The sequence below is a fragment of the Micromonospora sp. DT228 genome, from assembly GCF_049841595.1.
Classification (GTDB): Bacteria; Actinomycetota; Actinomycetes; order Mycobacteriales; family Micromonosporaceae; genus Micromonospora.
In genome coordinates this window covers 1-22,062 of sequence record NZ_JBNCKO010000033.1, presented here as the reverse complement: position 1 = coordinate 22,062, position 22,062 = coordinate 1, and the positions used below count along the sequence as shown (strand labels likewise).

The following is a 22,062-nucleotide window of genomic DNA, read 5'->3' as shown; positions in this document are numbered from 1 at the left end:
AGCGAGGCGGCGGCGTGAGCGGGTTGGAGCACCGCTACGAGGTGCGCTCCCGCGAGGAGCGCTACCGGGGGCGGATCTTCGACGTGGTCACCGAGGAGGTGACCATGCCCGGCGGTGGGACCGGGCTGCGTGACCTGGTCCGGCACGTCGGGGCGGTGGCCGTGGTGGCGCTCGACGACGCCGGGCAGGTGGTGTTGATCCGCCAGTACCGGCATCCGGTCGGGCGGCACCTGTGGGAGCTGCCGGCGGGGCTGATGGACGTCTCCGGCGAGGAGTTGCCGGTGGCCGCGTTGCGGGAGCTGGCCGAGGAGGCCGACCTCACCGCCGGGCGGGTCGACGTGCTTGTCGACCTGCACAGCTCACCCGGGTTCACCAACGAGATCGTGCGGGTGTTCCTGGCCCGCGACCTCGCCGAGGTGCCGGCCGACGAGCGGCACGAGCGCCACGACGAGGAGGCCGACCTCCAGGTCGTCCGGATCGACCTGGACGAGGCGGTGGCCATGGTCCTGGCCGGCGAGATCACCAACGCGTCCGCGGTGGCCGGGCTGCTGGCCGCGGCCCGCGCCCGCGACGCCGGCTGGTCGGCGCTGCGCCGGGCGGACGCGCCGCTGCCCCGCTGAGCGCCACCGCCGGTTCAGCCGGCGAGGGAGTACGCGCCGAAGGGGCCCCGCGGTCAGCCGCGGGGCCCCTCTCGCTGTCTGGTCTAGGAGTCGCGCAGCGGACGGCCCTGCGCGTCCGTGCCGCCGTTGACCAGGATGAGGATGCCGTCGATGAGGCCCCAGAAGGCGCCGACGCCGCAGGTCACCAGGCTCACGACGAGTTGGAGAACGGCGATCTTGGTGTGTCCGGTGTAGAACCGACCGGCACCGAAGGTGCCGAGCAGGATGCCGAGGATGCCCGCGACGATCTTGCTCTTGTCGGAGACGCCCTGGGGGTACCCCGGCTGGGGGTAGCCGGGCTGGTACGGAGGAGTGGTCATGAGCGGACACAGTAGTGATCCACTCGTCGACTGTCCGCACCGCCGCCCGACAGACGGGACGATAATGGTGAAACGTTGTCCTGTCGGCTGAGGTGACGCTCGACCGCTGAATCCCGGCTGTGCCGTGACACATCGTCAGGACACCCGGGCACCGGATGCCACTGTGCTGGCTCACGGCGGCACCGGGCGCGCCTAGACTGCCGCCGGCGGGACCGGTGGACCGTGGTGGCAAAGGGGCCGCCGCGGCACCGAGCAGTCGGGGGAGCGCAGCCCCGAAGAGAGGTGTCTGCATCGTGAAGGTCGGAATCCCACGCGAGGTCAAGAACCACGAGTACCGCGTGGCGATCACGCCAGCGGGCGTCAACGAGTTCACCCGCAGTGGTCACCAGGTCTTCGTCGAGGCCGGTGCGGGCATCGGCTCCAGCATCACCGACGAGGAGTTCACCGCCGCCGGCGCGACGATCCTCGCCACCGCCGACGAGGTGTGGGAGACCGCCGAGCTGGTGCTCAAGGTCAAGGAGCCGATCGCCGAGGAGTACCACCGGATGCGCGAGGGGCAGGTGCTCTTCACCTACCTGCACCTGGCCGCCTCCAAGGAGTGCACCGACGCGCTGATCGACCGCAAGGTGACAGGCATCGCGTACGAGACGGTCGAGCTGCCCGACCGGTCGCTGCCGCTGCTCGCCCCGATGTCCGAGGTCGCCGGCCGGCTCGCCCCGCAGGTGGGCGCCTTCTACATGATGCGCACCGGCGGTGGGCGCGGTGTGCTGCCCGGCGGTGTCTCCGGCGTCTACGCGGCCAAGACCGTCGTCATCGGCGCCGGCGTGTCCGGCATGAACGCCGCCGCGATCGCGCTGGGCCTGCAGTCCGAGGTGCTGCTGCTGGACAAGAACGTCGCCCGGCTGCGCTCGGCCGACGCCATCTACCGCGGCCACCTGCAGACCATCGCGTCCAACGCCTACGAGGTCGAGCGGGCCGTGCTCGACGCCGACCTGGTCATCGGCGCGGTGCTGGTGCCCGGCGCGAAGGCGCCGACGCTGATCTCCAACGAGCTGGTCTCCCGGATGAAGCCGGGCAGTGTGCTCGTCGACATCGCGATCGACCAGGGCGGCTGCTTCGAGGACTCGCGCCCCACGACCCACGCCGACCCGGTCTACAAGGTGCACGAGTCGATCTTCTACTGCGTCGCGAACATGCCCGGCGCGGTGCCGAACACCAGCACGCACGCCCTGACCAACGTCACCCTGCCGTACGCCCTGGAGCTGGCCAACCACGGCTGGCGCGAGGCGCTGCGCCGCGACCCGGCGCTGGGGCTGGGCCTGAACACGCACGCCGGCCAGGTCACCTACGGCCCGGTCGCCGAGGCGCACGGCATGGACGTGCTCCCGCTGACCGAGGCGCTGGCCTGAGCGGTGGCGGGCTGACCGGCGGCACGGACACCGGCGCCGGCATGGGTGAGCAGCCCACGCCGGCGCTGCGCCGTGCCGTGCAGGGCTACCTCGACCACCTCACCGTCGAACGTGGACTGTCGGCGAACACGCTGGCCTCGTACCGCCGGGATCTGGACCGTTATCTCGCGACCCTGGTCCAGGCCGGCGTCGCCGACCTCGCGTCGGTCGGCGCCGGCCTGGTCGAGTCGCACCTGGCCCGGCTGCGCGCGGGCGACGACGCGCACCCGCCGCTGGCCGTCTCGTCCGCCGCCCGCGCGGCGAGCGCGGTCCGTGGCCTGCACCGCTTCGCCCTGCGCGAGGGACTGGCCGGCGCCGACCCCAGCCGCGACGTGCGCCCGCCCACCCCGCCCCGGCGGCTGCCCCGTGCGCTGCCTGTCGACGACGTGGTCCGGCTGCTGGAGACCGCCGGCCCGATCACCGCGACCGGCGACGACGCGCCCCTCGCGCTGCGCGACCGGGCGCTGCTGGAATTCCTGTACGGCACCGGCGCGCGCATCTCCGAAGCGGTCGGCGCCGCCGTCGACGACCTGGACACCGACGAGGGCACCGTGCTGTTGCGCGGCAAGGGCGGCCGGGTGCGGCTGGTGCCGATCGGCGGGTACGCCGTCGACGCGGTGCGCGCCTATCTGATCCGGGCCCGCCCCGGCCTGGCCGCCACCGGTCGGGGCACCCCGATGGTCTTCCTCAACGCCCGCGGCGGCGCGCTGACCCGCCAGGGCGCCTGGGGCATCCTGCGCGCCGCCGCCGGCCGGGCCGGGCTGCCCGTGGACGGGCCCGCGGCGGTCTCGCCGCACACCCTGCGCCACTCGTACGCCACCCACCTGCTCGACGGCGGCGCCGACGTCCGGGTGGTCCAGGAGTTGCTCGGACACGCGTCGGTGACCACCACACAGGTCTACACACTCGTCACCGTGGAGCGGCTGCGCGAGGTGTACGCCACCGCCCATCCACGTGCTCGGGACTGAACCCGGTCGCGGTCGGCGCCGACACGCCGGGCCGGTGCCGAACCCCCTGCTGGTCGGTGGCGTACAGTCGGCACCGGCGCGGACCTCCTGGAGCGACACGACCGGGGTGCGCAGCGGCGCCGCGAAGGACGTCGGACGGCTCCGACGCCGGGTGGGGTCGTCGGGAGGGGGCAACGAGCACATGGCTGGCAACGGTGACCGTGCCGAGACGTGGACGACGGAGCTCCGCGAGCAGCAGGCCACGCTCGGCGCGGACCTCGGTCCCGCGGACCCGGCCGCCTACACGATGCGCAAGCCCATTCCCGAGCCGATGCCCACCGACCGGCACGGGCCGGCGCGCATCATCGCGATGGCCAACCAGAAGGGTGGCGTGGGTAAGACCACCACCACCATCAACCTGGGCGCGGCCCTCGCCGAATACGGTCGCAAGGTGCTGCTCGTCGACTTCGACCCGCAGGGCGCCCTCTCGGTGGGGTTGGGCGTCAACCCGCACAACCTCGACCTGTCCATCTACAACCTGCTCATGCAGGACGACATCCTCGCCGAGGACGTCGTCATCAAGACCGACGTCGCGGGGCTGCACATACTCCCGGCCAACATCGACCTCTCCGCCGCCGAGATCCAGCTCGTCAACGAGGTCGCCCGGGAGATGGCCCTGGCCCGGGTCCTGCGCACGGTCCGCAAGGAATACGACTACATCCTGATCGACTGCCAGCCGTCGCTGGGCCTGCTGGCGATCAACGCGCTGACCGTCGCGCACGGCGTGCTCATCCCGCTGGAGTGCGAGTTCTTCAGCCTGCGCGGTGTGGCGCTGCTGCTGGACACCATCGACAAGGTGCGCGAGCGGCTCAACTTCGACCTGGAGCTCGAGGGCATCCTCGCCACCATGTACGACAGCCGCACCACACACTGCCGCCAGGTCCTCCAGCGGGTGGTCGAAGCGTTCGGCGACAAGGTCTACCAGACGGTCATCACCAAGACGGTGAAGTTCCCGGAGTCCACCGTGGCCGGTGCCCCCATCACGACGATGGACCCGGCCTCCTCCGGAGCCCGCAACTACCGTCAGCTGGCCCGCGAGGTGATCGCCGCCCAGTCGGAGCGGTAGCCGGAACGCCCGGTGCCCGCCTCGTGGACTACGGTCGTGCGGTGACCGCGCCACCCCTCGACCCACCCGACACCGCTGCTCCGGGCGAGGTCGATGGTGTGCCGCTCGCCGATCCGGCTGCCGACCCGCCCGCTGCCCCGGCTGCCACCGGCTTCACGGTGCGCCTGGCCAACTTCACCGGCCCGTTCGACCTGCTGCTGCAACTGATCGGCAAGCACAAGCTCGACGTCACCGAGGTGGCCCTGCACACGGTCACCGACGAGTTCATCGCCTACATCCGGGCCATGGGCGACGACTGGGACCTCGACGAGGCCAGCGAGTTCCTCCTCATCGCCGCGACGCTGCTCGACTTGAAGGCGGCCCGGCTGCTGCCCTCCGCCGAGGTGGAGGACGAAGCCGACCTCGCCCTGCTGGAGGCCCGGGACCTGCTCTTCGCCCGGCTGTTGCAGTACAAGGCGTACAAGGAGGCGGCGGCGTACATCGCCGAGCTGGAAGCGGTCGGCGGCCGACGGTATCCGCGAGCGGTAAGCCTGGAGGCCCGCTACGCCGAGGCGTTGCCCGACCTGGTCCTCGGCATCGGCCCGCAGCGGCTGCTGAAGCTGGCCGTGAAGGCGATGACCCCGAAACCGGTGCCGGAGGTCTCCATCGCCCACGTGCACATGGTCCGGGTCAGCGTCCGGGAACACGCGGCGATCCTCGCCGCCCGGCTGCGGCGGGCCGGCACGGCCACGTTCTCGCTGCTCTGCGCCGACTGCGAGGCCACCCTGGAGGTGGTGGCGCGGTTCCTCGCGCTGCTGGAGCTGTACCGGGAGGGGCTTGTTGCCTTCGTCCAGGAACAGGCGCTGGAGGAGCTGACCGTGCGCTGGACCGGCCCGATCGACGGCGACACGGAGCTGCACGTCGACGAGTACGCCGGCAGCCCGGCCGACCCCGGTCCGCCAGGCGCTGGCCCTGAGCCGGTGGGGCCTGAGCCGGTGAGGGCTGGGCCTGAGGTGGCCGGAGCTGAGCCGCACGGGATCGGGCCTGCGTCGGTGGGGGTTGGGCCTGAGCCCGCCGGAGCTGAGCCGCACGGGATCGAGCCTGCGTCGGTGGGGCCTGAGCTGGCCGGAGCTGAGCCGCACGGGATCGGGCCTGCGTCGGTAGGGCCTGAGCTGGCCGGAGCTGAGCCTGAGTCGGCGGGGGTTGGGCCTGCACTGGCGGCGGCTGAGTCTGCGCCGGTGAGGGCTGAGCTTGAGTCGGCGGGCGAGGCCGGCGGGCCGGACGGGACGGGAACGACGGAGGGTGCGCGGGATGAGTGACGAGCAACGCCGGGACTCACTGGCCGATCAGGCCGCCGCCTGGGTCCCCCCGTGGGACCGCCCCCGCCCGCCCGCCGCCGAGACCACCCCCGACAACACCGACGTCCCGCCGGCCGAGTCGACGCCGTCGCCGGTCGAGTCGGCCCCGTCGCGGGTCGAGTCGGCCCCGTCGCGGGTCGAGTCGGCCATGGCGCCACCGTCGGATCAGGAAGATCTTGGAGGGAAAGTGCCCCTCCAGGGGCCGGAACCTTCCAAGATCTCCGCCGAGCCGGACGCGAGCGCGTCGGGCTCGGAGTTGGGCTCAGATTCAGACTCAGACTCAGACTCAGACTCAGAGCCGGAGGCGGACTCGGACTCGGAGTCGGGGACAGGCTCGGCGAGGGGGGAGGGCTCGGCGGCGGGGGAGTCGGGGGGCGCTGGGGACGTACCCCGGCGGCAGCTGGCGGGGCGGCGGCGGGTGACCGTCGCGCCGGAGCCTGCGCCCGACATGTCCGATACTGAGCTGCGCGGCGCCCTGGAGGCGATTCTGCTGGTGGTCGACGAGCCGGTCAGTGAGCTGGTCCTGGCGCAGGTGCTGGAGCAGCCGGCCGAACGGGTCGGGCCGGTGCTCGACGAGATCGCCGCCGGCTACACCGCCGCCGGGCACGGGTTCGAGCTGCGCCGGGCGGCCGGCGGGTGGCGGCTGTACACCCGGCCGGAATACGCTACGTACGTTGAACGGTTCGTGTTGGACGGGCAGTCCGTGCGGCTGACCCAGGCGGCGTTGGAGACGCTCGCCGTGGTCGCCTACAAGCAGCCGGTGACCCGTTCGCGAATCTCAGCCATCCGGGGTGTGAACGTCGACGGGGTCATCCGTACGCTGGTCACCCGCGGCCTCGTCGAGGAGTGCGGCACCGAAACGGACAGCGGGGCGTTCCTCTACCGGACCACCACGTTGTTCCTGGAGAAGCTCGGGTTGAACACCGTTGCCGAGCTGCCGCCCCTCGCACCCTTCCTGCCCGACGACGTAGAAGAGCTTGCTGATGCGACCCGATAACCGTTCCCCCAAACCCGACGCCCCTGTCTTCGAGGGGGCTGAGCGCCTGCAGAAGGTGCTCGCCGCCGCTGGCGTGGGTTCCCGGCGTGCCTGCGAGGACCTGATCTTCCGCCGCCGGGTCACCGTGGACGGGCGGGTCGCCAAGCTCGGCGACAAGGTCGACCCGGCCATCGCCGTGATCCACGTGGACGGCGAGCGCCTCCAGGTGGACGTCCGCCTGGTCTACGTGGCGATGAACAAGCCGCGCGGGGTGGTCACCACGATGGCGGACGAAAAGGGACGCAACGAGCTGTCCGACTTCATCGGCGCCCGGTTGGAGCAGCGGGTCTACCACGTTGGGCGGCTCGATGCGGACAGCGAGGGCCTGCTGCTGCTCACCAACGACGGCACCCTCGCGCACAAGCTGATGCACCCGTCGTACCAGGTGCTGAAGACCTACCTCGCCGAGGTGGTCGGGCCGATCCCGCGCAACCTGAGCAAGCGGTTGCTGGCCGGGGTCGAGCTGGAGGACGGGCCGGTCAAGGTCGACTCGTTCAAGGTGGTGGACACGCTGGGTAAATCCGCCCAGGTGGAGCTGAGCCTGCACGAGGGGCGCAAGCACATCGTCCGGCGGCTGATGGAGGAGGTCGGCCACCCGGTGACCCGGCTGGTGCGTACCTCGATCGGGCCGATCCGGCTCGGTGACCTGCGGACCGGGCGGATCCGGCGGTTGACGAACGCCGAGGTCGCCGCCCTGTTCACCGCGGTGGGTGACTGACCCCCGAGTTCGGGGTACGGCTGCCGGTAGGCTCCACAACGGCCGGGACGCGGCCGCCGGGGTGGCGTGGGTCGCCTCCGGCGGCGTCGCGCGCGGGTCCGCCACGGACCGCGGGCATGATTGATGACGATTGACCATCCGCTTGCGGCGCCAGATCACCGGGCGATCCGTGAGGTACGGGCTGAGGAGGACACGGTGGAGGAAAACGTACGGGCCAGGCGATGTGTGGTCGCTGTGGATGGGCCGTCCGGTTCGGGTAAGTCCACCGTGTCGCGGCGGCTCGCCGTCGCGATCGGTGCGCGCTACCTGGACACCGGGGCGATGTACCGGGCGATCACGTTGGCCGTGTTGCGCTCCGGCGTGGACCTCGCCGACGTCGCGTCGGTGGCCAAGGTCGCCAGCGAGGTCAAGCTGCACATCGGCACCCACCCGCAGGGGTACGCCGTGACCGTCGACGGCGCGGGCGTGGACGCGGACATCCGGGGCCCAGAGGTGACCGGGGCGGTTTCCGCCGTCGCCGCCGTGCCGGCTGTTCGTGAGCTGCTCGTCACCCGGCAGCGCGAGATGATCGCCAACGTTGGTCGGATAGTCGTCGAGGGTCGGGACATCGGCTCGGTCGTCGCGCCGGACGCGGACCTGAAGGTCTTCCTGACCGCCTCCGAGGCGGTCCGTGCCGCCCGGCGTAGCGCCGAGGACGCCGCTGACGTGGCGGCCACCGCCGCCGACCTGGCCCGACGGGACCTGCTCGACTCGACCCGCAAGGTCAACCCGCTGGCGCAGGCACCCGACGCGGTGGTGCTGGACACCACGGAGCTGGGCATCGACGAGGTGGTGGCGCGGCTGCGCGACCTGCTCCACGAGCGGGGTGTGGCATGAGTTGCGCCATTGGGTCTCAGGTCGGTCCGGAGCGCAGCGGAGGAGCGGCGTGAGCGAGGGTGCGGGATGGGTCGAGCTGCGTGAGCCCGACGTCGCCGTCGAGGAACCGAGCGGGCCGCAGCCGGTGGTGGCCGTGGTCGGCCGCCCCAATGTGGGCAAGTCCACGCTTGTCAACCGGATCATCGGCCGCCGGCAGGCGGTCGTCGAGGACGTTCCCGGGGTGACCCGGGACCGGGTGCCGTACGACGCGCAGTGGAACGGCCGGGCGTTCACCGTGGTGGACACCGGCGGCTGGGAACCGGACGCGAAGGACCGGGCCGCGGCCATCGCGGCGCAGGCCGAGACGGCGGTCGTCACCGCCGACGTGGTCATCTTCGTGGTCGACGCGATGGTGGGCTCCACCGACGTGGACGAGGCCGCGGTGAAGATGCTGCGGCGCAGCGCCAAGCCGGTGATCCTGGTGGCGAACAAGGCCGACAACACCTCCATCGAGATGGAGGCGACCTCGCTGTGGTCGCTCGGTCTCGGTGAGCCGTTCCCGATCTCCGCGCTGCACGGGCGTGGCTCCGGCGACCTGCTCGACGCCATCCTCGCCGCGTTGCCGGAAGCCCCGGCGATCGTCGAGAACCGGCCGCGCGGGCCGCGCCGGGTGGCGCTTGTCGGGCGGCCGAACGTGGGCAAGTCCAGCCTGCTCAACCGGTTCTCCGGCGAGGATCGGGCGGTCGTCGACTCGGTGGCGGGCACCACTGTGGACCCGGTGGACAGCCTGGTCGAGATCGGCGGTCAGACCTGGCAACTTGTCGACACGGCCGGGCTGCGCAAGCGGGTCGGTAAGGCCAGCGGCACCGAGTACTACGCCAGCCTGCGTACCGCCGGCGCGATCGAGGCCGCCGAGGTGGCCGTGGTGTTGCTGGACTCCAGCGAGCCGATCAGCGAGCAGGATCAGCGGATCCTGTCGATGGTGACCGAGGCCGGTCGGGCGATGGTCATCGCGTTCAACAAGTGGGACCTGGTCGACGCCGACCGTCGGTACTACCTGGACAAGGAGATCGACCGGGAGTTGCGTCGCATCCCCTGGGCGATCCGCCTGAACCTGTCCGCGATGACCGGCCGGGCCGTGGACAAGCTGGCCCCGGCCCTCAACAAGGCGCTGGCCAGTTGGGAAACGCGGGTGCCGACCGCGCACCTCAACCAGTGGCTGACCGCGCTGGTGCAGGCCACCCCGCACCCGGTGCGCGGTGGGCGGGCGCCGCGGATCCTGTTCGCGACGCAGGCCGGGGTGGCGCCGCCACGGTTCGTGCTCTTCACCACCGGCCCGCTCGACGCCGGCTACCAGCGCTTCGTCGAGCGCAAGCTCCGCGAGGAGTTCGGGTACGAGGGCAGCCCCATCGAGATCTCGGTCCGCCCGCGCAAGAAGCTCGGCCCCGGCGGCCGAGGCAAGGCGCACGGCTGACCTGCTGCGTTCTCTCGAAATGCCGGATGGGCGATCTCGCTCGTCCGGCATTTCTTCCACCCCACCCTCCTAGGACGCTTTAGGGAGTGTGCGGTGGTTCGGTCACCTGGCAACGCGGGTGGGGCCTGTGCGGAGGGTCCGGGGCGGCTGCGCTAAGCTGTACCGGCTGCCGCGGGGGAAACCGCGCGGGGGCGGGACGTAGCGCAGCTTGGTAGCGCACTTGACTGGGGGTCAAGGGGTCGTCGGTTCGAATCCGGCCGTCCCGACCGATTGACCTGGGGAGATGAAGATCTTCTCAGGTAACGGCGGTAACATCCGGTAACGGATGATCTTTGGAGGCGGTAACCGCGCGGATGGTTAGCCGTCGACGTGCACGCTGTAGATCGCTCTGACCTGCCGCTTCATTTGCGTCCTGGATGAAGCGGCATTTTGGTTCTTGATTCCGCGTCAAGCGCTCCAGATGTTGCTAACTGTCGCTACGTCGCTGTTCCGACGAGCCTGGATGCGAGCAGGATCGTCGGCGCTCCCTGGTCCTGGTCTTCTCGGGGTGATCGGGGGACAGTGGAGCGACCTGTCATCGCGTCGGCGGGCAGGTCGACGTCGGGCTGGCTCGGGTGGCTACCTCCTGAGCAGTTCGATGAGCGCGGTGTCGGCTTGGGCGAGGATCGGCGGGCCGTGCAGCGCGCTAGACGCAGCGGACATCGATGTGGATCACGCTGAACTGCGGCGACCTGACTGCAGCTGACCCTGTGTCGACAGTCGGTGCACCCGCTGCGACCCGTCACGCGAAGGTCCCTTGCTTCTCACTTCGCGTGATGTTTGACTCTCTCCGCCGGAGCGCCGTCGCCCGGTGTGACGGGGGACGTCGCCGTGACCTGTTGGGCATCGTCGTGCCCTCGGTTGCTGCTACTCAATCATCTACCGGACGTAGACACCTCCCTGTCGCCTTAATCTGTCCACAATGGAGGTTTAGGTTGCGTCCATCCCGACCATTCTTCCTGCTGGCACCAGCCTTGCTGGTGCTGGCAGGCGTCGCCGTGCCGGCCATCCGACCGGCTACGGCGGCACCGCCCCTCCGCGCCGAGGCATCCCGGTACACCACAGAGGCTGCAGACATTCGGTCCGCACGTCTCCTGGCCCGGCTTTCTGGTAAGCGCGTCGAGGCTCTGTCTGAGCGCAACGAGTCCACCACCACCTGGGTTAACCCGGACGGATCGCTAACCTCCGACCTGTCGTCCGGACCGGTGCGGTTCAAGCGCGACGGGAAGTGGGTGGACGTCGACCTCACCCTTCAGAAGCAAGCGGACGGCTCGGTCGCCCCAAAGGCGCACCCGGAGGGCCTGCGATTTGCCGCTCCGGGCGGCTCCCGGGCTCGGTCGCTTGCCGAGGCTCGCGCCGCCGCCGCCCGCCCGCTGGTTACCTTCGGCGAGGGCGACCAGCAGATCGCCCTGCAGTGGAAGGGCGGCCTGCCGGAGCCGGTGGTGAATGGCACCACGGTGACCTACGCCGACGCCGTTCCGGGCGCTGACGTGGTCGTCGAGGCCACCCGGACCGGCTTCGAGCAGTACACCGTGATCAAGCAGCGGCCGACCGGGGGCGACTGGTCGTATACCCTTCCGCTGCGCACCCCTGGCCTGAAGGTGAACAAGCAGGCCGACGGCAGCCTGGTCTTCACCGACACGAAGTCGCGTAAGCGCGCGGTCATGCCGGCACCAGTGATGTGGGACGCTGCCACCGACCCAGTTTCAGGCGAGCACACCCGCAAGGGACCGGTCGGCATGAAGGTCGTCCAGCACGCCGGCTCGGTCGATCTGGTGCTGACGCCGGATGCGAAGTTCCTCGCTGACCCGGCGACCCGTTTTCCGGTCACCGTCGATCCGACCACGGCCGCGCTCGGCAACGTCTTCGACACTCGGGTGCAGCAGGGCGAAACCATCGACTGGTCGGCCGATACCGAGCTGTACTGGGGCAACCCTGGCAGCACCAACCCGGATGGCAGTTCTCGTTGGGCCAGGGCGTTCATCACCTGGAATACGGCGCCGATCGCCGACTCGATCGTCATGGACGCCGACGTCAGCCTGTGGAACTTCCACTCCGGCAACTCTGGCTGCGCCCCCGCAACCTGGACCGTCTGGGACACAAGCGCACCGTCCACCGCCTCCCGCTGGACTAATCAGCCCACCTGGTATCAGCAGCTGGCCTCGTCGACGCAGACTAAGGGTCGCTCTGAGTGCGGCGGTGATGGCTGGATTTCGGCCGACGTTACTACGCTCGTGTCGACCTGGGCCGGTGCCGAGAACAGCCGCTCGCACATGGGCCTGCGCGCGCCGTCCTCCTCCACCAGTGAGTGGAAGCAGGTGAACTCTGGCAACGCAGCGAACAATGTGCCGAAGCTGACCGTCACCTACAACTACCGGCCACGCACCGGAACGAAGCAGGAAGCCGGTCCGCCATACTTCTCCTACGGCGGCAGCTACGTGGTGAACACAACCACTCCGACGCTGCGGGACACCTTCGTCGACTCGAACGGTGACAAGGTGCAGGCCACCTTCCAGGTGTACGACGTAGCGACCAACACCCAGGTCGGCGCGAACTACACCTCGAAGTTCGTGCCGTCCGGTCAGGCAGCCTCGGTCGTCGTGCCGGCCGGCGTGCTGACCAACGGCAAGACCTACAAGTTCCGCACCTCTCCGTACGACGGCACGCACTACAGCACGACGTGGTCGGCCTTCAAGAACTTCACCGTAGACACCACCCCGCCTTCGGCGCCCACTAGCGTCGTATCCACGGACTACCCTTCCGGGCAGTGGGTCAAGGGCGCGGGGCAGGCCGGCACCGTCACGGTGACTCCGCCAGCCGCCGGACACAACTGGCTCGAGTGGTCGCTGGACGGCTCAGCCTGGACCAAGGTCGCCACCGGAGGTGCGGCCACTGCCGTACCCATCCCGGTGAAACCGGCCCGCGACGGCGAACAGACCTTCCAGGTCCGCTCGGTGGACCAGGCGGACAACAAGTCCGAGACGATCAGCTACACGATCAACGTTGGCCCGGGCGGCTTCGTCGCGCCGGACGAGGGTGAGCGCACCGCCCGCCGGCTACCGCTCGTCGCGCACGCCGACGCAGCCAAGTACACCAGCGCCACATTCTCCTGGCGGCGCTCGGCGGCCGATCCGTGGGTGGCTATCCCGGCCGGGCACATCACCGCCGCCGACAGTCCTCTCGCCGCGCAGCCGGTGCCGTTGACCGGCGGCAGATCAGCCAATCTGGTCTGGAACGCCACCGACACGGTCGACCCGGACGGCAGTGTCCAGATCAAGGCGGACTTTGCCGGCCCGAGCGGTGCCGCGGGCAGCAGCAACCCACTGACCGTAGTGGTGGACCGCAACGCCGACGGCGCGGCCTCCGAGAATCTCGGGCCCGGCTCGGCCAACCTGCTGACCGGCGACTACACAATCACGCAGACAGACGTTTCGGCGCACGCACTCTCAGCCACCCGCACCGCCTCGTCGCGCACCCCGGACAAGGGTGCCAACCAGGAGGGCCAAGCACCGATCTTCGGCAAGGAGTGGGTGGCTGGCACGATCGCCATGCTTCCAGAGTTCGACGGCACACACATCCGCCGGATCTCCGACACCGCGGTCATGCTCGTGTCCGCCGATGGCGATGAGACCAGCTTCACCGCGAACGCCGCGCGGAATGGCTGGGTACCAGAACCCGGCGCCGAGGAATTCATCCTCACTGGCAGCGTGACCGGCACGTTCACGCTGGTCGATACGGACGGCGTGGCGAGCGTCTTCGCCAAGCTGACCACCGAGTCCGGTACTTGGCAGTTACAGAAGACAGAGCTGGACGGGCTCGCCGACTCCACCACCACCGTGGTCTCCGAGGCCGTGATCGTAGGTGGCAAGACGGTGGCTCGGCCCAAGCGGGTTGTCGGCCCGACGTCTGCGGTGTCTGCCGCGACCTGTGGGCAAACTCCGACCGCGAAGGGTTGTCGGGTACTCGAGTACGTCTACGCGACCGCCACCACGGCCGCCGGCGGCACCCTCGGTGACTATGTCGATCAAGTACGAGAGTTGCGGCTTTATTCGACCGAGCCGGGCGCCGCAGCGGCCACGGCTAAGGCTGTGCAGAGCTACGCGTACGACGCGTCCGGCCGGCTGCGGGAGGTTTGGAATCCGCTGATCAACCCGGCAGTGAAGACCCAGTACACGTACGACGCCGCGGGTCACGTCACCCAACTCACTCAACCGGGCGACCTGCCCTGGGCCTTCGCATACGATTCGGGCGGCAAGCTGCTCACGGTTACCCGGCCGACTCTGGCGGCGGGCAGCACCGCGACCGTGGATGGTCAAGCGGTGACCAGCGTCGTCTACGACGTGCCGGTGAGCGGGGCGAAGGCGCCGTACTCGATGGGCGCGACCGACGTCGCGTCTTGGGGCCAGAAGGCGGCCCCGACCGATGCCACCGCGATCTTCCTGGCGGACTCGGTGCCCTCGGCGCACACCGGCGGCTCGCTCGCCGCCGGCGACTACGGCCGGGCCAGCGTCCACTACCTGGATGCCTCTGGCCGAGAGTCGAACAGCGCCGCACCCGGCGGACACATCACCACCACCGAGCACGACCGGTTCGGCAACATGGTCCGTGATCTGACTGCGGCGAACCGCTCGCTGGCGCTCGCCCGCACCACCGAGGACCGCGAGGCCCTCGCCGAACTGGGCATAGCCGGGCTGCCCACGGCGGAACGCGCCGAGTTGTTCTCCACCCGGTCGCTCTACAACGACACCGGCACCCGGCAGGTGGCCGAACTCGGCCCGCTGCGCCGGATCGACTTGACCGCCGACCTCAAGGATGGCGGCACCACGCTGCTTCCGGCTGGCTCATCCGCGGTGGCCCGCACCCGTACCGACAACCAGTTCGACGCCGGTCGCCCCACCGACGGCACGGCCAAGGTCCGGGACCAGGTCACGAAGGTGACCACAGGCGCCCAGGTCCTGCAGCACCCTGCGGTACTGGGCGAAGCCCGAGTGACCCAGACCGACTACAACTGGGCGAAGGGTCTGCCGGTCAAGACGATCAAGGACCCGGGCGGGCTGGCTGTCACCAGCACCAGCGACTACGACGCACAGGGCCGAATCATCCGTCAGGTAGCACCGGGCAGCAACGGCACAGATTCGGCTACCCAAATCACCACGTACTGGTCGGCAACCGGTAGCGGTGCCTGCCAGGGCCGGCCGGAGTGGGCCGACCAGCTCTGCTCAACCGGACCGGCTGGCGCGGTCACTGGCGGGGGCACCAACCCTGCGTCGATCCCGACCAGCACCACCGAGTACGACTGGTGGGGCAACCCAGCCAAGGTGACCGATACTGCCAACGGCACCAGCAGGGTCACCAGCACCACCTACGACCCGGCCGGACGTCCGTCGACGGTCACCACCACCGGTGGGACAGGCGCTGCGGTGCCCGCCGTCACCACCGAGTACGACACGGCAACCGGCCGGGCCGTGCGGAGTGTGTCGCCGACTGCGGGCACCATCATCAAGGTGTACGACGTGTTGGGGCGGATGCTGTCCTACACCGACGCGGACGGTGGCCGGACCACAACCGAGTACGACCGGCTCAACCGGCCTACCAAGGTGTCCGACACCGTGCCGTCGACAGTGACCTATACGTACGATCATGCGGCCGAGCCGCGCGGCTTGGCCACCCGGATCATCGATTCAGTGGCCGGGACGTTCCAGCCGATGTACGACGCCGATGGATCGGTTACCCAGGAGAAGCTGCCTGGCGGCTATACGCTGCGCGTTCGAGAGGATGCTGTCGGTTCGGCGGTGGAGCGGACGTACATCCGGGACAGCGACGGCGCGCTAGTCTTCGCCGACACGGCAACGCGGACGGCCCACGAACAGGTCACGAGCCACGCGGGCTGGTCCGGACAGGAGTACAGGTACGACGCCATCGGCCGGTTAACCAGCGTCCGGGACACCTCGAATACTGTCTGCGTGAGTCGTGGTTACACGTTCGATGGCCGGAGCAACCGCAAGACGGTCACGACCGCGACTGGAACCCCGGACGCCGATTGCCCAACGACTGGTGGCGCAACCACCAGCTACACGTATGACAGTGCCGACCGGCTGGTCGGCTCCGGGTACGTGTACGACGCTTTCGGCCGAGCCACCACAGCCAGCGGCAACGGCACGGTCGCGTACTTCGCCAACGACCTGCCGCAGCAGCAGACCGCCGGCGGGAAGCGGCAGACCTGGACCCTCGACCCGGCGCACAGGGTGAGGACCACGGTCACCGAGACCGGCAGCGGCAGCACGTGGACCACGGCCAGCACCAAGGTCAACCACTACTGCAGTGAGAGCGACAACCCGCGATGGATCGTCGAGGACAGCGCCGGCACGGTCACCCGCAATGTCACGTCGGCCGCCGGCGACCTCGCCGCCACTACCGGCAAGACCGGCCAGACCGTGCTTCAGATGTCCGACATTCATGGCGACGTCGCGCTGCTGATGCCGCTGGACACGGCGGTACCACCGATCGCGCTGGACAACGACGAGAACGGCAACGCTCGACCGCAGCAAACCCCTGTCCGGTACGGCTGGCTCGGCGCCAAGCAGCGCGCCGGTGACACGGTGACCGGGCTGATCATCATGGGGGTACGGCTATACGATCCGGCCATCGGTCGGTTCCTGTCGCTCGATCCGCTCTACGGCGGCGGCGACAACCTGTACGGGTACCCAGCCGACCCGGTCAACCAGTACGACCTCGACGGCCAAGCGTGGAAATGCAAGGCCAAGTGCGCGTTGGTCGGCAACGACTCCAAATGCACCGGTTACGTCTGGGGCGCCGGCAGCGGCAAGACCGAGAGCGACGCGGTCAAGAGTGCCAAGAAGGACGCGTCCAGCCAAGCGCCGCGAGGCTGCCGCACCAAGCACTGCCGAGCGGTGGACTGTACGAAGAGTCGAATTCGCCAATTCTTCGACGGCGACTTCACGCCACGCGTCATTCACCAGCGTAACCCACCGGACTGGATGCGCCGCTGGAACCGATGGTCCGGGGGGCTATTCTTCTACAGCCAGGTCTGGCGGGGCACCTATGGCAGTTTGTGCGGATGTGGACCGTGATCACATTCGTCTAGACTGACCCGGGCTTGCAGGTGAGGCCGGCGCCGGATCGCTGAGCCGGTGCCGGCCTCACGCCGACATTTGGAGATGACCGCGTATGACCACTCCCGAGACCGATGGCGGCCAGGCCCAGCTGTGGCGGATTACCATCCCCGTGATCGCTTCGGCCAGCGAGGTCGATGCCTTGACCGACCGTCTGGTCGAGACGCTTTGCCCCGACAGCGTCCACGAGGGCCATTGCCCGACTCCGTGGGCGCTGCATGTCACCGACGGCAATTCGCTGAGCAAGGCCGAGCAGCGCCGCCTCCGGGAAGAGATAGCTGACACCAACGGCTGAGCACCTGAAGGAATCGCCCCACCGGTCCTGCGCCAAAAGTTCCGGCCAGCGCGGCGCATTGAGGGCCTGGAGGCTGACGCTGCCGATGCAAGTGGCGCCCGCAGCGGGCGACCTTCCTGCCGCGAACGGCTACTTCAACGGACAGCCACATCCGTGAGCCCGCGTCGCGGTCCTGCCCGTCGAAGGCTTGGAGCAGCACGGCGAGTATCTCCCGCTTGCAACGGACACCATGGTTGCCCGCCTCATCGCCGACCGCATCGGCAACGTTCGCGCGCCGAACCCTTGCACCTCTGCAGCGTTGGATCCCGGTGCAGGAGAGCGGGGCAGAAAGCAGAGAGGGCATGTCCTAGGAGGCTTACAAGGGCACCTTCCACGTCGGAGCTTCCTGGACCCGATGTCAGGGCGGGTCTTTGGCCGGTCGCCGTAACGAGTCCGGTAACGGCTCAAGGCTGGCAGCCGAGGAGTGGTTGGCATAAGGCAGCAGGGGGCGGCATGAAGGACTGTGGTTCTGTCCGCATATGCGGACGTACTAATCGGTTCTGGCATGCCGTGACAGAATCGTTGCAAATCTGAGGTCAAGGGGTCGTCGGTTCGAATCCGGCCGTCCCGACAGAGTGTCAGCAGGTCAGAGGCCTTGATTCACTTCGGCGAGTCGGGGCCTTATGCCGTTTCGTCTCACAATTTCTCACGTACGCCCGTACTGCTGAATCTCGGCGCTCGAGTCACCCGAACAGGCCTGATTCGAGGTGCTCGGCCGCCACCTTGAGGTGGCTGCTGTCGGGGTGGACGTAGACCCGTTTGGCGAGCGTGCCGCCGTCGGCGTGGCCGGCCCAGGCAGCGAGGACGACGTCGGGCACTCCGGCGCCGGCGAGGTAGGTCAGGCAGGCGTGCCGCGCGTCGTACGGCCGGACCTTGCGGACGCCGACCTTGGTCATCAGCTCGTAGACCCGGCGGCGGAGCCAGTCGGTGCGCTGCGGTTGGCCGAGTTCGTTGACCAGGACGTAGCCGCTGTCGTTGTAGGCGTTACCGGCCTTCAGGCGTTCCTTCTTCTGCAGTGTGTGGAAGGCCTTGAGCGCCTTCGTTACCGTCGCGGGCATCGGCAGGCCGCGTTTGCCAGCCGCGGACTTGGCCTCCTTCTCTTCGATCTCACCGTCGACGAGGGTCCGGGTGTTGTCCCCGGCCGCGATCGTTCCGGCCTCAAAGTCGACATCGGACCACCGCAGCCCGCAGACCTCGGCCGGCCGGAGGCCCATCAGCGACAGTAGGCAGACGGCGTACAGACGTTCGCCCGTGATGCCGGTCAGGAACGCCTTCACCTCCTCCTGGGTCCAGGGCTTGCGCTCAGCCTGTGCCTCGGCTGCGGCCTTCGCGGCAGCCCGGGGGATTGCCACGAACGCCGCGACGTTGCGCACCACGAGCTGGCGGCGAACCGCCACGTTCAGCGCCGTCCGGAGCCTGCCGAGCGTCAGGCGCACTGACCGGACACCGAGCCCCGTCCCCGGCTTGCCACCACGTTTCCGGCCCTCCGTCAGCATCCAGTCGATCAGAGCCTCGATGTCGGCCTCGGTGACGTCCTGGAGTGGCTTGCTGCCAATGCGGGCGCGGACCGGTAGCAGCGCATCGCGGTAGTTGGCGGCGGTGGCCTTCTCGACATCACGGGTGGCGGACGTCAGCCACTCGTCGAGGAAGTCGTTGACGGTGATCTTGCCGGGTTTGACGTATGTGCCGCGGTCGGTCTCGTGCTTGATCCGGGCGTACTCCGCCTTCGCCTCCTTCCTGGTGTCGAAGGTGTAGGTCCGTTGGTCCCGACGCCCGTCCGGCTTGCGTCCGACGTCGAGGACGAACCGGTAACGGGTCTTGCCGCTTCGAAGCGTGATCTTCTTGATCGGGTCCGAGGTGCTCATTCTGCTTCTGCGCCTTTCGTAGAGGGGGTTTTCGTCGGGGCCTGCGACGGGGAGGATGCGTCTTCAAATGGTACCGAAAAGCGGTACCAGATTCCGGCCTCGGCGTCCGACTCACGGCGCATGGCGATAGGCGGTGTGAGATGTGGGACCCTCGACTCGTCATGCGGCCATTCGATCTGCTTGCCGAGGAGTTGAGGTATGCCGCGACAGCGCCCTGTCGCTGACAACCTGCCGCCGTTGCCTACGCGGGAGAAGCGGGATCAGCAGGTCAAGATCAGGCTGACGCCGTCGGAGATGGAGAGGTTGGGTGTGTTACGACCTGACCTGACGCCGCCCGGAATCGTCGCCTTGCTCGTCGACGACGTTCTCACCGGGCGGTACCGGCCGGTATGGGCTGCCACTGTGCCCGACGAGGATGGACCTCAGCGATCGGCGTAGCGCCGCTCTGTCTGTTCCGGACGATCGTCACGGACAGTCGTCGGCTGTCTGTCGACGCCGACGAGCCGGAGCAAATCTGCCGTGCGCACGCGGTACGAGGTTCCAATCCGAAGTACCGGGCAGGGGAAGGCGTTGCTCTTTGCCAGGTCGTAAGCCTTTGTGCGGCCAACTCCGAGAGCGCGGGCGGCGGTCGCCAGGTCGATCATCGCAGGAAGTTGCAGTAGCTCGTCCTGGTTGAAACTGCTGGTGGTCATCACCCTGCTCCTTCGGTCGAGGGGAGCGGACGCCAGGGGCGTCTGGCTGGAGAGGCACGGTCTGGCATGCCTCAACACGACCATCCGGTTCGGGCGTTGCTCGTGGCGCTACCCGTTCCTGGTAGCGGCGTTCCCGGCAGCGCTGGTAACACGGCTTGCGCTCCAGGGTCGGGCCGTGTTTCCTCGCCGGTTCGGCCGTTCTCTCCCTGGCCTTTAGCCGTCTTGCTTCGTGGATCTGGCGACGCTTCCGATCGGCGCTGATCGCTGACGCCCGCCTACGAGCCGCGGGAAGGCATCAGACCGCTACGGCCGTCGTCGGAACTACCGGGGCGCGACAGCAGCCAACGGGCCGGGTGCCGGCGTGACGCAGCTTGGCAGCGGTCGGGAAACGCCTCGTCTGAAACCTGACGCCGGTGCGGTAGCCAACGGGCTGCCACCAGTGGAGGTGACGGGATGACGAAGCGCGCCGACGGCGGGTTCGGATGCAGTTCGCGCGACGATGCTGCGCCTGACATGGGTCTCGACGCTCTGGGCGGTTGGGTGCTCGATGTTGGCGCTCTGGTCGCGTTCGCGAGGTCGGACATGTTCGTCAGCGCACTGGTCGTATCGTGCCGTCGGCGCGGGCAGACGGTGCTGATCTGCGACACGAGTCTCGCTCTGGCGGCGCAGGCGGTACCCGAGCAGCACGACCGTCTCGTGAAGCTGTGTCAGGAGCCGAACACGTGGCTTGCGAAACTCGCCGCCGCTGACAGTGACGCGGTCGCGGCTCTTCTGCCGGCAGCCAGCGGGGACATCGGTCTTGCCCATGTGGTCTACGAGGCCGCACGACGCGGCTACGCCGTTCTCTCGGATCGGCGCGCCAGCGTGTCGGCGATCGATGGATCGCTTCTTGTTGAGGCTGCGTAGCGAGGATCCTGTCGGGCTTGGGATACGCCTCGATCGACTTGACTCGTCGTACAGCGTCGTGTCCGGCCGGTAGGTGTCGGCCGGACTACCGCGCTGCTGGGGGACCAAGCGGTCCGTCGGGTTGTGCGGGCGGTGGGGCCGACGGGTGACGCCGCATCCCTGTTCGGCGACCTTCGGCCTGCTTGCCGGCTCGCGAGAGATTCACTCAGACCGCCCTCGGTGGGGTGGCAGCGGTGCGGCTGGGCGTACCGCCGTGAAGTCGGCGTGCTCGTACCGGGTGGCGGAGAGCAGCAGTAGCCACTCGTCGCATCCCTGCCACGGGTAGAGGTCGGCGGCTCCGCCGCGTACGGTTCGGGGTCCGTCTTCGGTCCGTGGCCGCGCGTCTGACGGTGCGCCGTCGAACCCGGCGATCCACACGTCGGCGCAGAGCTCGTTCGCCGACCAAATCGCCGCCGACCCGAACGCGTTCTCGCCGGCTGCCGTCCGGGTTTCGTCGCCGTGCCGGTGGCCGCCTCGGCGTAGTCGTCCTCGTCCTCGAGCAGCCAGTGCTGGACCTGGCGCCCGGTCGCTGGCGTCAGCCCCCCGCTCCGATCTCGTAGGGTTGATCCTGCGTTGGAGACACGCAACTCGTGTGAATCACAGCCAGCGGAACCATTAGGAGCTTTCAGTGGACAAGAAGATGACGGAATGGGAAGTCATCGACGCTTTGGATGCGGTCAGCCCGGTCGATGCGGAGCAGGCGCGCATCGCAGCCAATATGATCATGCTGGAGTACAAGCCGCAGCCGGTGACACCGCCGGTCCAGTGGGCGTACGACAGCCTCAAGGAACGGGCAGGCTGGCGATGACAGCTGCCTGGTGGATCGCGGTACAGCCCTGGCAACGCCCTGGACACCGACAACTGTCGTCAGCTTGTCGGCGTCCCTGACATAACCTGTCGGCACCCACTGACATAAACCTGTCGCTCAACGCCGGGCCGCAGTCGCGTGTGACCCCGGTAACCGCCGGTTGGACTGGAAGGAGCGCGTATTCGATCTGAGCGAGTTCGTCTGCGCCCAACCATCGACGGCTACTCACTGTGACGGACGCGTTAGCTACAGAGGTTGAAAGGCTGACGTCCGTCGGCGTGTCTGCGTGATCCGGGTCGATGGGTTCGGTATGCCGGAGGTATGAG

The 22,062-nt window shown here is 68.9% G+C and carries 17 protein-coding genes and 1 tRNA gene; 15 read left to right on the top strand and 3 right to left on the bottom strand.

The features are described from left to right. Nucleotides 1-14: 14 nt before the first annotated feature. Nucleotides 15-620, top strand: a complete 606-nt coding sequence (locus ACLQ29_RS34520) for an NUDIX domain-containing protein (protein ID WP_425775558.1) — start codon at nucleotides 15-17, stop codon at nucleotides 618-620. An 83-nt stretch (nucleotides 621-703) separates the two neighbouring features. Here ACLQ29_RS34520 and ACLQ29_RS34515 read toward each other — a convergent pair whose 3' ends face one another. Further along, nucleotides 704-979, bottom strand: coding sequence for a TM2 domain-containing protein (locus ACLQ29_RS34515; RefSeq protein ID WP_425775557.1), 276 nt, complete (start codon nucleotides 977-979; stop codon nucleotides 704-706). A 293-nt stretch (nucleotides 980-1,272) separates the two neighbouring features. Between ACLQ29_RS34515 and ald the strand changes: the two genes are divergently transcribed. The 12 genes from ald to ACLQ29_RS34455 all read left to right on the top strand — a co-directional run bounded on the left by ald (nucleotide 1,273) and on the right by ACLQ29_RS34455 (nucleotide 17,814). Further along, nucleotides 1,273-2,388, top strand: coding sequence for an alanine dehydrogenase (gene ald / locus ACLQ29_RS34510; RefSeq protein ID WP_425775556.1), 1,116 nt, complete (start codon nucleotides 1,273-1,275; stop codon nucleotides 2,386-2,388). A 41-nt stretch (nucleotides 2,389-2,429) separates the two neighbouring features. Then, complete coding sequence (locus tag ACLQ29_RS34505; protein WP_425775555.1) at nucleotides 2,430-3,395, top strand: site-specific tyrosine recombinase XerD; 966 nt, start codon at nucleotides 2,430-2,432, stop codon at nucleotides 3,393-3,395. Nucleotides 3,396-3,576: 181 nt separating this feature from the next. Next, entirely contained in the window at nucleotides 3,577-4,500 is a 924-nt protein-coding gene (locus ACLQ29_RS34500; RefSeq protein WP_357765274.1) for a ParA family protein, read from the top strand. Between the two features lie 41 nt (nucleotides 4,501-4,541). Then, the gene (locus ACLQ29_RS34495; protein WP_425775554.1) at nucleotides 4,542-5,798 is read left to right on the top strand and encodes a segregation and condensation protein A; all 1,257 of its coding nucleotides are present in this window, start codon (nucleotides 4,542-4,544) and stop codon (nucleotides 5,796-5,798) included. Beyond that, nucleotides 5,791-6,834 (top strand): SMC-Scp complex subunit ScpB, encoded by a 1,044-nt coding sequence (gene scpB / locus ACLQ29_RS34490; RefSeq protein WP_425775553.1) that lies wholly within the window; start codon nucleotides 5,791-5,793, stop codon nucleotides 6,832-6,834. Before ACLQ29_RS34495 ends, scpB begins: the two co-directional genes overlap by 8 nt. After that, a complete protein-coding gene (locus tag ACLQ29_RS34485) occupies nucleotides 6,821-7,591 on the top strand; it encodes a pseudouridine synthase (RefSeq protein WP_357255828.1) in 771 nt (256 codons plus the stop codon). Before scpB ends, ACLQ29_RS34485 begins: the two co-directional genes overlap by 14 nt. Before the next feature lie 195 nt (nucleotides 7,592-7,786). Further along, complete coding sequence (gene cmk, locus ACLQ29_RS34480) at nucleotides 7,787-8,467, top strand: (d)CMP kinase (protein ID WP_425775552.1); 681 nt, start codon at nucleotides 7,787-7,789, stop codon at nucleotides 8,465-8,467. 49 nt (nucleotides 8,468-8,516) lie between these two features. Further along, entirely contained in the window at nucleotides 8,517-9,920 is a 1,404-nt protein-coding gene (gene der, locus ACLQ29_RS34475) for a ribosome biogenesis GTPase Der (protein WP_425775551.1), read from the top strand. Between the two features lie 192 nt (nucleotides 9,921-10,112). After that, nucleotides 10,113-10,186 (top strand) — tRNA-Pro (locus ACLQ29_RS34470). A gap of 708 nt (nucleotides 10,187-10,894) precedes the next feature. After that, complete coding sequence (locus ACLQ29_RS34465; protein WP_425775550.1) at nucleotides 10,895-17,050, top strand: DNRLRE domain-containing protein; 6,156 nt, start codon at nucleotides 10,895-10,897, stop codon at nucleotides 17,048-17,050. Nucleotides 17,051-17,147: 97 nt separating this feature from the next. After that, nucleotides 17,148-17,387 carry a hypothetical protein gene (locus ACLQ29_RS34460; protein WP_124819910.1) on the top strand — a complete coding sequence of 80 codons (240 nt, stop codon included), beginning with the start codon at nucleotides 17,148-17,150 and terminating at the stop codon, nucleotides 17,385-17,387. Between the two features lie 172 nt (nucleotides 17,388-17,559). Next, the gene (locus ACLQ29_RS34455) at nucleotides 17,560-17,814 is read left to right on the top strand and encodes a hypothetical protein (protein WP_425775573.1); all 255 of its coding nucleotides are present in this window, start codon (nucleotides 17,560-17,562) and stop codon (nucleotides 17,812-17,814) included. 295 nt (nucleotides 17,815-18,109) lie between these two features. On the opposite strand, the gene ACLQ29_RS34450 is transcribed toward ACLQ29_RS34455, so the two are convergent. Beyond that, nucleotides 18,110-19,291 carry a tyrosine-type recombinase/integrase gene (locus ACLQ29_RS34450; RefSeq protein ID WP_425775549.1) on the bottom strand — a complete coding sequence of 394 codons (1,182 nt, stop codon included), beginning with the start codon at nucleotides 19,289-19,291 and terminating at the stop codon, nucleotides 18,110-18,112. Nucleotides 19,292-19,713: 422 nt separating this feature from the next. Continuing rightward, a complete protein-coding gene (locus tag ACLQ29_RS34445) occupies nucleotides 19,714-19,983 on the bottom strand; it encodes a helix-turn-helix transcriptional regulator (RefSeq protein WP_425684073.1) in 270 nt (89 codons plus the stop codon). 453 nt (nucleotides 19,984-20,436) lie between these two features. Between ACLQ29_RS34445 and ACLQ29_RS34440 the strand changes: the two genes are divergently transcribed. Next, nucleotides 20,437-20,889 carry a hypothetical protein gene (locus ACLQ29_RS34440; protein WP_425775548.1) on the top strand — a complete coding sequence of 151 codons (453 nt, stop codon included), beginning with the start codon at nucleotides 20,437-20,439 and terminating at the stop codon, nucleotides 20,887-20,889. A gap of 667 nt (nucleotides 20,890-21,556) precedes the next feature. Beyond that, nucleotides 21,557-21,736 carry a hypothetical protein gene (locus tag ACLQ29_RS34435; protein WP_425775547.1) on the top strand — a complete coding sequence of 60 codons (180 nt, stop codon included), beginning with the start codon at nucleotides 21,557-21,559 and terminating at the stop codon, nucleotides 21,734-21,736. Nucleotides 21,737-22,062: the final 326 nt, after the last annotated feature.

Excerpts from the sequence above, each read along its gene's own strand:
- ACLQ29_RS34460 (WP_124819910.1), top strand. The coding sequence starts at position 17,148 with ATGACCACTCCCGAGACCGATGGCGGCCAGGCCCAGCTGTGGCGGATT.
- ACLQ29_RS34440 (WP_425775548.1), top strand. The coding sequence starts at position 20,437 with ATGACGAAGCGCGCCGACGGCGGGTTCGGATGCAGTTCGCGCGACGAT.
- ACLQ29_RS34515 (WP_425775557.1), bottom strand. The coding sequence starts at position 979 with ATGACCACTCCTCCGTACCAGCCCGGCTACCCCCAGCCGGGGTACCCC.
- ACLQ29_RS34500 (WP_357765274.1), top strand. The coding sequence starts at position 3,577 with ATGGCTGGCAACGGTGACCGTGCCGAGACGTGGACGACGGAGCTCCGC.
- scpB (WP_425775553.1), top strand. The coding sequence starts at position 5,791 with ATGAGTGACGAGCAACGCCGGGACTCACTGGCCGATCAGGCCGCCGCC.
- ACLQ29_RS34450 (WP_425775549.1), bottom strand. The coding sequence starts at position 19,291 with ATGAGCACCTCGGACCCGATCAAGAAGATCACGCTTCGAAGCGGCAAG.
- ACLQ29_RS34485 (WP_357255828.1), top strand. The coding sequence starts at position 6,821 with ATGCGACCCGATAACCGTTCCCCCAAACCCGACGCCCCTGTCTTCGAG.
- ACLQ29_RS34505 (WP_425775555.1), top strand. The coding sequence starts at position 2,430 with ATGGGTGAGCAGCCCACGCCGGCGCTGCGCCGTGCCGTGCAGGGCTAC.
- ACLQ29_RS34445 (WP_425684073.1), bottom strand. The coding sequence starts at position 19,983 with ATGACCACCAGCAGTTTCAACCAGGACGAGCTACTGCAACTTCCTGCG.